The sequence below is a fragment of the Candidatus Bathyarchaeota archaeon genome, from assembly GCA_026014685.1.
Taxonomy (GTDB): Archaea; Thermoproteota; Bathyarchaeia; order Bathyarchaeales; family Bathycorpusculaceae; genus Bathycorpusculum.
In genome coordinates, this window is the sequence record JAOZHW010000007.1 from 144,670 (window position 1) to 155,915 (window position 11,246).

At 46.7% G+C, this 11,246-nt stretch carries 10 protein-coding genes; 5 read left to right on the top strand and 5 right to left on the bottom strand.

Annotated elements, in window-relative coordinates:
* The first annotated feature begins 325 nt into the window (after positions 1-325).
* The gene (locus NWE96_05060) at positions 326-580 is read left to right on the top strand and encodes a SemiSWEET transporter (GenBank protein MCW3983346.1); all 255 of its coding nucleotides are present in this window, start codon (positions 326-328) and stop codon (positions 578-580) included.
* Between the two features lie 181 nt (positions 581-761).
* On the opposite strand, the gene NWE96_05065 is transcribed toward NWE96_05060, so the two are convergent.
* Both NWE96_05065 and rbcL read right to left on the bottom strand, forming a co-directional pair.
* Positions 762-3,419, bottom strand: a complete 2,658-nt coding sequence (locus NWE96_05065) for a hypothetical protein (GenBank protein MCW3983347.1) — start codon at positions 3,417-3,419, stop codon at positions 762-764.
* Positions 3,420-3,668: 249 nt separating this feature from the next.
* A complete protein-coding gene (rbcL, locus tag NWE96_05070) occupies positions 3,669-4,892 on the bottom strand; it encodes a type III ribulose-bisphosphate carboxylase (GenBank protein ID MCW3983348.1) in 1,224 nt (407 codons plus the stop codon).
* An 80-nt stretch (positions 4,893-4,972) separates the two neighbouring features.
* Between rbcL and NWE96_05075 the strand changes: the two genes are divergently transcribed.
* On the top strand, positions 4,973-6,517 hold the full coding sequence (locus tag NWE96_05075; GenBank protein MCW3983349.1) for an AMP phosphorylase: 1,545 nt from the start codon (positions 4,973-4,975) through the stop codon (positions 6,515-6,517).
* Positions 6,518-6,523: 6 nt separating this feature from the next.
* On the opposite strand, the gene NWE96_05080 is transcribed toward NWE96_05075, so the two are convergent.
* Both NWE96_05080 and NWE96_05085 read right to left on the bottom strand, forming a co-directional pair.
* A complete protein-coding gene (locus tag NWE96_05080; protein ID MCW3983350.1) occupies positions 6,524-6,880 on the bottom strand; it encodes a DUF5518 domain-containing protein in 357 nt (118 codons plus the stop codon).
* Between the two features lie 48 nt (positions 6,881-6,928).
* Positions 6,929-7,627: a TIGR00266 family protein gene (locus tag NWE96_05085; GenBank protein ID MCW3983351.1), complete on the bottom strand. Its 699-nt coding sequence runs from the start codon at positions 7,625-7,627 to the stop codon at positions 6,929-6,931.
* An 89-nt stretch (positions 7,628-7,716) separates the two neighbouring features.
* On the opposite strand from NWE96_05085, the gene NWE96_05090 reads away from it, so the two are divergent.
* On the top strand, positions 7,717-8,430 hold the full coding sequence (locus NWE96_05090; protein MCW3983352.1) for a hypothetical protein: 714 nt from the start codon (positions 7,717-7,719) through the stop codon (positions 8,428-8,430).
* On the opposite strand, the gene NWE96_05095 is transcribed toward NWE96_05090, so the two are convergent.
* Entirely contained in the window at positions 8,414-9,130 is a 717-nt protein-coding gene (locus NWE96_05095; protein ID MCW3983353.1) for an NERD domain-containing protein, read from the bottom strand. The genes NWE96_05090 and NWE96_05095 overlap by 17 nt on opposite strands.
* Positions 9,131-9,573: 443 nt before the next feature.
* Between NWE96_05095 and NWE96_05100 the strand changes: the two genes are divergently transcribed.
* Both NWE96_05100 and NWE96_05105 read left to right on the top strand, forming a co-directional pair.
* A complete protein-coding gene (locus tag NWE96_05100; GenBank protein ID MCW3983354.1) occupies positions 9,574-10,662 on the top strand; it encodes an acyltransferase family protein in 1,089 nt (362 codons plus the stop codon).
* Positions 10,663-10,742: 80 nt separating this feature from the next.
* Positions 10,743-11,150: a putative metallopeptidase gene (locus NWE96_05105; protein ID MCW3983355.1), complete on the top strand. Its 408-nt coding sequence runs from the start codon at positions 10,743-10,745 to the stop codon at positions 11,148-11,150.
* Positions 11,151-11,246: the final 96 nt, after the last annotated feature.

Consider the following 11,246-nt stretch of genomic DNA (forward strand, 5'->3'; position numbering starts at 1 on the left):
TTGTGCCACAATCTTAGGGTAAATCGCTTAATAAATTATATGTAAAAGCATCAGCCGTGTAATTTATAAAAAATATACTTATAAACCAAAATAGATAAAAATTGTACACAAATAATTAATTGCCACAACAATTTTTGGAGAGAGCCAAAAACGATACAAAAAATGAGCAAAAAATCCAAAAATTAAAACTAAAACTCCTAGAAAAAGCAATAAACCGCAAAAAAACTCAAACACAACAAAAAGCAAAAACACCTTTTTGTGCCAGAAACAACAACAAATCTAAACGAAACAATAAAATACCCTCTTGAGCCCACTATCAAAACCTATGGAACTAATAACCATCCTCGGATTAACCGCCGCACTATTCACAACCGTCTCACTGTTTCCGCAGTTACTGAAAGTGTGGAAAACAAAGTCAACAAAGGACATCTCCACAGGCATGTTCCTATTATTCTGCGGCGGAGTACTGCTCTGGTTTATCTACGGAGTTTTCGTAAACGATTTACCCATCATCATTGCAAACTCGCTTGCCTTTATTCAAGCCCTTATCATCTTAGCCTTCAAAATGAAATTCAAATAACCCGTACACAGGAAGGAAAATGTTTCCATAAAACATACGGACCTGTATTTCTGATCTGTATATATAAGGGAGGGGAGGTCAGCAGAGAGCGCACGTGCAATTTGGAATAAGAAAACAGATTTTTTTGTTGTAAACAAAAAAGAAAGGAAAGGGGAAATTGTTTGTGTATTGTTGCCGTGGTTTATGGGTGTTTTCTGAGTAGCAACAGTGCAAGGATTGCACCGATGACTACTATTGCTACGATGATGGCGATGGACATTGGTAGGAAGTATAGGTCCGCTGCTGAAGGTTCTGGTGTGGCTTGTGGAGGTGCGGTTGCGTGTGGTTCGTCAACGACGAAAGCTGTTTGGTCGTATGAGCCGTAGTATGCTTTAGAGCCAGCGAAGGTTGCAATTACAGTGTACTTGCCTGGAATGTCTGGCATCCAGTTAAAGCTGTAGAAGCCAGTAACATCACTTGTAGTAGTGCCGATTTCGCGGTAGTTACCATTACTGTCAATGACTGCTATTGAAACTGGTACACCTGTTGTGTTGGTTGGGCATTCGAACTGCTTATACACATAGAGCATGTATCCGCCTTGGCTGTCGTCAGAAACTGCTGCAACACCATTGGGGAACCGCATTGCAATGCGTGGGTCGTTTGTGCCTGGTGATATGTCGGTTACTCTGCCCTCGATTAGAACGCTGCTGCCGTGTGCTTGAACTTTTGGCGAGGCAGAAACGGTCAATGCGCTTGGGCCTTTGCCGATTGCGTAGATTTGTAGGTCGTATGTGTCGAAGCCTGCGATGATGCTGTCACCCATAACAGGGTTACCACCCCAACGAGTCAAACGAAGTAGTCCGTTTACACGGAAGATTTCGCTACCGTCGGTTGCGTTAACACATGCGTATGGTCCGCCTCTTGGGATTGGGTTGTTAGCTGAGTGTTCTAGTGTGCCGATGTAGACTTTGCCTGCAGCGATGTGACTAATCCAGCCCCACCAGTTCTCACCAGTGACAGGCTCGGTGTAGGGGTCTTTGAGTGTGTAGACCCATGAGGTCTTGCCGTTGGATAGGTCATAAGCGAAGAGGTCGCCGCTGAGTCCGACTGAGTATAGTTTACCGTATGCAAAGTACCATGTGTGCTCTGCGTTACCCCAACCGTACTGGTTAAGGTATGGTTCAGGGGCAGTTGCCCACATGTATGAGCCGTCTTTGAGGCTGAAAGCATAGTGGGTTCTGAGTTCTTTGGACCAGAGTGCTATGACACCTGTACCGTAAGTTGGGTCGTCAACGTAGTTGGTTGCGCCTGTGAAGTGTATGGTGTTTTTACCTTCTACCCATTCAGTTGGTGGAGTCCATGTCTTGTCGAAGATTGTGTTTACTGAGCCTGAACTGATGGATGCGTTTCTGGTGGCTGTGATTCCTGTGATTGGTAGTGCCCATATGCGGACGTAGGAGTAGTTGTAGAAGACACCGACGAGTCTGTCTTCGATGACTCTGCCTGTGGATGCGCCTAGTGAAGTTGAGATTGGCAGACCTTTGGGTATTGTGACGTTCCAGGAGTAGCATTTAGGTAGTGATGCGTTGAGGCATCTAACGACTGGGAATGCTGAGTCAACTTGTTTGCCGATTGGGTTTGTTGGGTTGGCTGTACTGACGCCGTTAGCGTTTAGTCCTATGACACCGAAAGTCCAGCTGCCATATGAGGGTTGACCCATGATTGCGTTTTGTAAGCCTGCAAGAGTTGAGTTCCAAAGTGCCATCCAACCGTTTGTACGGTCTAGTTGGTAGATTAGGATTTCACCGTTTGGACCCCAAGTTCTGAATCCTGATGGAACGCCGTAGAACATGAATTCGAATTCGCCGTTATCGGGGCTGTATGCTGTGTAGTTTGAGCCAGATACTGACCAGAGGTAGTTCCACATACCGTTTACGTTGTAGCTTGGGTAGAACATGGTTTGTCCGAATGAGAGTACTGTGTTGTTGAGGAACCAGAGTTTTTCGCCTGTGTGCAGGTCAATTGCTTGGATACCAGGTATTCCTACAGTGGAGTAAGTGCCTGAGCCTGCTGTGTTATAGAATAGTCTGCCGTTGATTACCACTGAGTTTGAGAATCTGCCTTCGTATGCGTCACCTGCGTACATTGCTGCGGGAACTTGGTTTTCGCCGTCGTATAAGCCGCCTGATAATCCTCCCATCTCGTAGGGTTTAGCCCATAGGACGTGGGGGGTTTCGGGTGCGTTGTCTTGGTACTTTACAAAGGAGTTAACTGGTCGTTCTACCCAGTTACCTGAGATGGAGTACCATTCTCTGAGTTGTGGGTCGATTGGTCTGCTCCAGTATTCGGTTGGTAACGCATGACCGGGGTAATAGTTGATTTCAACTGATTCGACTACTTGTAGTGTCATTGATATGGAGCTTTCTAGTAGTATGGTTCCTGCTAAGATTTGATAGCCTCTTTCTGATGGAGTGAATGTGAATGGTACTGTGTTATTTGGGAAGATTGTTGTTACGGTGTAGTTGCCGATTTGGTCAGGGGTGTAAGATGTATAAGTTGAGCCTGTGGAGTCAGTGGTGAAAGGACCAAAAGTCTGTTTTGTTCCGTCTGGTTTTGTGACTTCGATTTTCAAGCCAGACCAGCCAATTGATGCTGATGGTGCAGCTTCTGAGATACCGCATTTGAGCAGTGTTGTTTGGCCAACACCTACTGGGTTGGGTATGGCGTCGACGAGTGGGTATGTTTTCATGGTTCCGCTGATTTGTGCTTGGACGTTTGAGTTCATCAAGGGTACTGATGTTACAACTGAAGCTACGAATATTGCTAGTAGCAAAGTAGCTAGTTTGTTTTTATTGTTCACTTTTTCTTTTCTCCTTAAAGTTTTGAGATCCACCCGCATTTCTTTAATGGAAAAATTGGGTGAATTCTCCAATAATATTAACCATTTTACCTTATAAGGATTTACCACTAAGCACTATGCAACCTATTGTTGCCAAAAAAGCAATAAAAAATAAAAAAGACAAAAAAACTGCCTAAAATGTAAAAAAAATGAAAACAGCTCAAAAACAGCCGTTTTAAGAGGCAAAACAAATTATTTAAGCAAAACCCCCTAAATCTGCCATTGTTTTATGGAAAGCTCAAGTTCGCGGTGGTTTTTTGCGTATTCGTCAAGAGATTTACCCGCTAACGCAGCATCCACCGCTTGTCGCATAGCTTTTGCGCCGTTTACTGTGCCTTTTGGGTGACCATGAATTCCGCCGCCTGCCTGCAACACAACATCTACCCCAAACGTCTCAATCAGTGAAGGCACCAAACGCGGATGCAGACCACCTGAAGCCACAGGCAAAACAGGCTTCAATTTACCCATTTCGCCCTTGCATGCTGCGATGTTTTCGAGCACTTCAGCTTTGGTTTCAGACATTTTTCCTACGACTGTGCCGACATGAAGTTGGTCGACGCCGATTATTCGTGCAACTGCCGCTATGGGTTTCATGGATATCCCGTGAAGTTGGTTTTTGGTGAAAGCCGCATGGCCCGCTCGGTGAGCGTGGATAACAAGCTTGAAGTTTTGGTCTCGCAGCGTCTGCAAAGCCGACCAGCCGCACGTTAAAATGTCCACCATGACGTATTCGCCACCTTGATCCACCACAGCTTGAGCACGTTTAAGCAGCATGTTGGTTTCAGCAGTGATGTTCACCATGTAGACTTTTCGTTCCCCTGTTTCGTCTTGAGCTTTGTCTCGACTTTCCAGGGTTTGGGTTAGGCGGTCGTCGAAGGGGTTGAATTTTTGGCTGCTGAGGTTTTCGTCGTCTTTGACTACGTCGCAGCCGCCTAGCCAAGCTTCGTAGGCGACTTTGGCGTGGTCTTTAGTTTTTAGGCCCAGTTTGGGTTTGATGATGGTGCCGACGAGGGGGCGTTTTGGAACTCTGAGGAGTTTGCGTATGCCTGCAATGCCGAACTGTGGACCTTTAAAGCCATCGAGCAGTGCTTTGGGCAATTCTAAATCTAATAGGCGCAGGTTTTTGAGTGCTTTTAAGCCGAAGACGTTGCCTGCGACGCTGCTGAGTATGTTTGGCATGTTGCCTGCCTCGAAGAGCTCGATGGGGTAAGCGATTTTTATGGTGTTGCCCTCGATGCTGTATACGTGGGCGGCGAGTTTTTTGACATATGGCTTTTCAGTGGTTAATTCCGTCCATGTTCCAACAGAGCTTTCCGCGGCGACTCCGCCTGCAGCTTCTTTTAAGTTGATGCCGTCAGGCTCCACGTAAAAAGTGCAGAGTAAATCGGTTTCTTTGGGTTCGTAGGATAAATCTACAAAGTCAACATACTTCAAGCAAAATTCCTCGAATACTAACTATTGTTTTTCCTTAAAATCTTTAACTATAACATGCCACCAAATAGTAAGCGGTAAACATGGAGCTAATCGTTGAACTTTTAAACATAACCACAGGCGGCAACCGAATCGCCGTCGTCAGCGAACAAACCGCCAACCAACTCGGCGTCCACAGTTCAGACAGAATAAAAATCACCTACAGCGACAAAACATCCATCGCCATCATCAACATCGCAGAAAATTTCCCTGGCAACCGCATCGGCCTCTTCGAAGAAACTGAGGCAGCACTGGGCGTAAAAGGCGATGAGGTTGTGGATGTGGCGTTGGCGTCGCTTCCTGAATCGCTTTTCAACATCCGCGCTAAGCTTCGCGGGGAACGTTTACGTGAAAAAGACATAGTTGCCATTGTTAAAGACGTGGTTGAGCGGCATTTAAGTACCGCAGAAATTGCAGCGTTTCTCACTGCACTCAACATATATGGGTTGAGCACAGGAGAAACGGAAGCTCTTTCTCGTGCAATGATTATGACTGGAAAAACCCTCAACTTTGGCGTTTCACCTATCCTTGACAAGCACAGCGTCGGCGGCATTCCAGGAGACAAAACCAGCATGCTCGTTGTACCCATCGTCGCCGCTGCAGGTTTCACTATCCCCAAAACCTCGTCGCGTGCGATTACTTCGCCAGCGGGTACCGCAGACCGCGTTGAAACTCTATGTCCAGTCACACTTTCAATAAAAGAAATCTATGAAACAGTTAAAAAAACAGGCGGTTGTCTTGCTTGGGGTGGCTCGCTTGAGTTGGCACCTGCCGACGACCTCTTTATCCAAGTTGAATACCCATTGGGTATAGACCCGATGCTTTTACCCTCGATTCTAAGCAAAAAGAAAGCCATAGGCGCCACTCATGTCGCCATCGACATCCCCACAGGTATGGGGGCAAAAATCAAAACTCGCCAAGAAGCCTACACTTTAGCTTCAGACTTTATCGACTTAGGCAAACGGTTGGGATTGAACATTCAGTGCGCCCTCACATACGGCGATCAGCCGCTAGGTTGCGGTATAGGGCCAGCTCTTGAAGCCCGAGAAGCCCTCCAAACGCTTATGGGCGGTGGACCACCTGACCTCCGCGAAAAAGCACTAAGTTTGGCCAGCATGCTCTTTGAGATGGTCGGCGTAGAGAACCCGCGGGGTATGGCGCAGGACATGATTGATTCGGGCAAAGCAATGCAGAAAATGCGGGACATCATCGCAGCGCAAGGTGGAAATCCAGCAGTTAAACCTGAGGATTTACCTGTAGGCTCAAAATCTGCTATAGTTCGATCCAAAGAAGCAGGGAAAGTACTCTGGTTAAGCACCGACGATATAGTCCGCATAGCGCGCACGGCGGGGGCACCTAAAGAGAAAGGCGCAGGGGTACTTTTGCATGCTAAACTAGGTGATTATGTGCGAAAAGACGGGGCGCTGATTGAAGTTTTTGCTGAAAGAAGCAGCAAACTGTCAGCGGCACTGGAACTTGCCAACCAGCTAACGCCAATTGTGCTAAGTAAAAAACCAGAAGCAAAAATGGTCCTAGACACTATCCCAGAGAAGCCGCCACATGAAAAACCCTTCATGCTGGATAGATAAAATGGTCTACCGGGTGACGAGCCCGCCGATAAAGCCGCCGACCATCGAAGCCACGGTTGCAACAACTGCTATTATAATGCTTAGGGCTGCGCCGACGACTCCGCTGACTAATGCCCCGATGAATCCAAAGTTGCTGGCACCGTAGAATACGAAGCCGAAAAGAGATAAAATAAAAAGAATGATACTGCTCGATATGCCTGCAAGTAACCCCGCTATGCTTCCGCCGATTATGCCTCGGGCAACTAAACCTGCGATTAAACCGCCTACGAATCCACCGAGCAAGTGACCAACACCGGGGTAAACAATGCCTAAACCAACAGTCACCAGAAAACCAACGAATGCTCCTAAACCTACACTAGCCACATATATCACGGGTTGTTGGAATAGAAAAAGAGAAAATAAAAAGGTTGCCTATCTACTGCGTTCACTTCGCACTTTAGGTCCAAGCAGCGTCCACAGCCAGTCAGCGAATTCTTGAAGGTTCTTGGTTTGAATGTGTACTTCACCGGGGCCTGTGATTTGGGTGACTAAGCCCTCGCCGCTTAGCAGGGTTTCTTTTAAGCCGCCAAATCGTGTGACTTTGTAGCTGCAGGATTGGCTGAAGCCGACGAGATGAAAGTTGTCTACGATTAGGGTTTGACCAGCCTCAAGCCTGTGAGTGTCAATGGCGCCGAAAGTGTTGATGAACATTTGCCCGCTGCCTGTAGCTTTAATCATGAATAAGCCTTGCCCAAAGAGTCCTTTAGTGAAGCCTTCCCATTTAACGTCTAAGTCGATGCCTTGTGTGGAGGCGATGTATGCGGATTTCTGGATGACATATCCGCTACCTGGTGCGATGTCAAGTTGTTTTATGTCGCCAACTGGAGCTGCGACAAACGCGGCTTCACCCTGTCCGTTTTGGGCGGTGTAGTCGTTAACCCAGAAGGATTGCCCACCGATGATGCTTAAGCCTAAGCTGCCAAGCAGGCTTTTTTCGCGTTTTCTTGTGTGGACTTCGATGTTGGGGGTCATGTAAGTCATGGCGCCTGATTCTGCAGTTATGGTTTCTCCCTGCTCGAGGTTTGCGACGAGCATAGAGTATGAGGGTTTGTATTTGATTTCGAATTTCATGGTAATTCTCTCCTAACTTGCGTTAGTTATAAAAACCCCTTAGTGAACCCTGTTAATAAAGTAATGACACAAAGGGCTTTGGGCAACGCATGGTAACGGCTGCATCGGTTTGGGTGATTGTAAAGAAGACGTTTAGTTTAACGCTTATTTTTAATGCGTTGATGACTTTGGGATGCGTAGCTGGCATCATTTACGGCTTCTATTTGGCGTTCCCAAATTGGCAGCCCTATACGCCTTATTTGCTTGACGGGAACCTGTTTTGGTTCGCCATCGCTGCGGCACTCATCAACATCTTCCCCAGCGCGGCCATAGGAAGAGCCCTACATACAGGCAGGTTCCTTTTCCATCACTATGTATACGGGTTTTTTGTGTTAGCAGGATCATCGGCGTACGTGTTTTTCTTTACTCCGATTCCACTGCAAAACCTGTTTTTGGTCGATTCAAGTAGCATAGCGGTTAATGCAGTGCGTGTTTGCTTGTTGGCTGGTGTAGCGTTGTTGCTTGATGATTTGCCTGATGTTAACAAGCGTGTTGAAGCGGGGTTGAACTGGATGAAATCTAAAGCTTTCCAAGTACGCAAAGGGCTACATATCATGCAAATCTTAACTGGCGGATTTGCTATCTACTGCGCTTCTGCGATGATACTTTCAACGGTTTTTGTTGACGCACAACGTGCACTTCCGAATTCTTTCTGTATAGGTTCACTACTCATAACGGGCATCACTTCGTTTGTACTCGCAAAGAGGGGCGCATGGCTAAAAATTACTCCACCAACACCTAAAGCGCCTAAGCTTTCTGTTTAGCGATTTCTCTGCCTATAGCTTCAAGTTGTTCACGGCTGAATCTGCGTTGGCTTCCGTGGTTTGTTAGGTAGTTTGGCAGCTGCAGGAGTTTGAGCACGGGTACTGTGGGGTTGTTTAGTTGGAGCGTAGCGTGTTTGTTGGTTATTACCACTATGCCTTCAACCCAAACACCCAAAGAACGCAGATGCGGTGCGTTGTCGAGGATTTGTTTTATTTTGGCGACATTCCGTTTGACTTGGCGGCTTGGACTGGCGTTGAAGTTGCGTTTGCCTGCTCTCTGCCATTGGTTGCCTACGCAGTTTATGATTCCAGTCCAATTTTTAGTTTCCAAAACAAAAACACCGCTTGGCGCTAAGACAACGTGGTCTATGTCCCCTGCGCCGTCTTTGAGGTAGAGGTCGTTTATGAGATAATAGTCGTCGCTTAATGTACTACCAAGGAGTTTGACGACTTGTTTTTCGCCTTGCAAGCCACCACTGTAGATGCGGTATTTGCGCAAATAAAAGTAAAACCCAATCAGAGGCACAACCAGAAGAATCAGCCCCGCCTGCTCCAACAGACCAACCTGCAACGTAGAAAGCACCCTAAAAGCTACTGCAGTTAAACCAGCAAAAATGATCAGAAAACAGAATGAGGCTTTGGCGAGGTTTCTTCTGGTTTGGTTCTTGAGGTAACTACTTGAGGCTTTTATTTTGCGCATACAGATAATGGATTGACTATTAGGGTATATTACGGTTGGGCTGTTTGTAGCTTAGTCTAGTCTACAGAAAAATCTCCCGCGTAACTATAGACGTGGGTGTTTGCTGGTTGGCTGTTTTTGGGTTAGAGACCGTTAGAAGCTCAAATTCAACCCATAGTTCAAAGAATAATAAAGCAACATCGAAAAACAAGCTGTTGCTCTGCCGCCTCCGCCCCTCACTTATATATATGCGGACATGGGCGGCTACGGGATTTTGAACCGCGTTATAGCCACCTGCCCTCTGTAACATGGGTGACCACAAAACGGAGTTACTGCCAATCACGGGTTGTTCTTGAAAAAACCAACTATGTCCTGTATTCTGTGGTAATGTTGGCTTTTTAGTCGATTAAGTGGTGTCTTTTTCATCAAATTTTATATTCTCTAAGCTATAGAGATGCTGGAGCATGGGCAGACAAGTAGAGGAAACGCTGAAGCCTAAGTGTGAACCTCCAGACTTCTCGGTGGACATACTCCGCTTCATCGCCATATTCCTTGTCATTCTCGTTCATTCCTCTGGTTTCCCATACCGCTTCCTCAACCCCCAAATCACCCCGATGGATGTCGTGAATTGGACTACAGTCAGCGTCTACGACGCACTCGGAATGATGGGGGTACCGCTGTTTGTAATGCTCAGTGGCGCGCTTTTGCTTAACCCCATCAAAGCTGACGAACCTCTCAGGGTTTATTACAAGAAGCGTCTTGACCGCATTGGGTTGCCGTTTGTTTTTTGGACGGTAGTCTATTTTGTTTGGACTTTTGCGATGCTGGGTTGGCCTCTGACGTTTTTCAACATAGGACAAGGTTTACTGACGGGCTCCTACTATCATCTCTGGTTCCTTTACCTGCTTATGGGGCTCTACGCGGTTACGCCGATTCTGCGGGTGCTGGTTAAGCACTTAGACCGCAACCTGTTCCGTCTACTTTTGATTCTCTGGTTTGCAGGAACCGTAACTACGCCTTTCATCCATACTTTTACCAGTTTCCATTTTGACCCTGTTCTCTTTGTCTTCTTCGACTGGGTCGGCTACTACCTGCTGGGCATCTATCTCGTAAAAGCCAACTTCAGCCGCTCCAAAACCATCCTCGTCGCAGTGTTAGGGCTTCTGGGCGCGGTTTTCGGCGACTGGGTGGTGACAGCCACTATGGGTGAGTCGATGACAGGGTACTTCCACAACTACATGAGCGCCACCATGATTATCGCAAGTGTAGCCTTCTTCTACTACCTAACCACCATCAAGCCTAACCGCCTTGAAAATCGCCCAAAACTCAACCGTTTTGTTCAATGGATTAGTCAAAACACTCTGCCGATTTATTTGATTCATATGTTGGTGTTGGTGACGTTTACGAATGGCTTGTTTGGGGTCTACGTTAACACTTTAGTTTATCTGCCGCTTATTGATGTGCCAGTTTTTGCGGTTATTGTATTTGTGACTTCTGCTGTGATTGTGTATGTTCTCAAAAAAATCCCTTACGTAACCAAACTGGTCGGGTAACTCTTCGTTTTGGAATTGGATGGGGAAGCGTTTAATTTTTTAACCTAAACCGCACAGTAAAATTCAGAGAGAGGAACTGTTTGCCAATCAAGTATTATGAAGCGCCAGAAATCAAAAAGCAAGTTGACCAGCTTGCTGAAGAATGCGAATTCTACCATGTCGTGCCCCAATTCGTTTTCTGCGTCAGAAGCCGTGGCAGCAAAGCCCGCCGCACCATCGCGCGCATCCATGGATTGGGCAAAATTTGGCAAGGCGTCCTTAACTTGCCCCCCTCGTACACTATAGAGGTTATCTCCGAAATCTTTGACAAAATGTCTCCCGAAGATAAAGAAAAAACACTTATCCACGAACTCATGCATATCCCCGGCGGCTTCAGCGGGGGCTTCCGACCTCACAAGGGCTACGTGGAGCGCCGAAACGTGGAGGCCGTTTATAAGAAGTTGCAGAGTGACCGCGCAGCGAAGCGACAGAAGAAGCTATTCCCATAAGGAACCTTCTTTTTACCTAATTTTTGTGTTGTTGGACGTGTAGGTTTCAGGTTGATGCAGGGTTAGTGGAGGAAAAACATTATAAGTCTTAACTGG

Bases quoted from the DNA above. Each gene is read 5' to 3' on its own strand.
- NWE96_05085 (MCW3983351.1), bottom strand. From the start codon at position 7,627: ATGAAATTCGAAATCAAATACAAACCCTCATACTCTATGCTCGTCGCA.
- NWE96_05075 (MCW3983349.1), top strand. From the start codon at position 4,973: ATGGAGCTAATCGTTGAACTTTTAAACATAACCACAGGCGGCAACCGA.
- NWE96_05090 (MCW3983352.1), top strand. From the start codon at position 7,717: ATGGTAACGGCTGCATCGGTTTGGGTGATTGTAAAGAAGACGTTTAGT.
- NWE96_05095 (MCW3983353.1), bottom strand. From the start codon at position 9,130: ATGCGCAAAATAAAAGCCTCAAGTAGTTACCTCAAGAACCAAACCAGA.
- NWE96_05060 (MCW3983346.1), top strand. From the start codon at position 326: ATGGAACTAATAACCATCCTCGGATTAACCGCCGCACTATTCACAACC.
- NWE96_05100 (MCW3983354.1), top strand. From the start codon at position 9,574: ATGGGCAGACAAGTAGAGGAAACGCTGAAGCCTAAGTGTGAACCTCCA.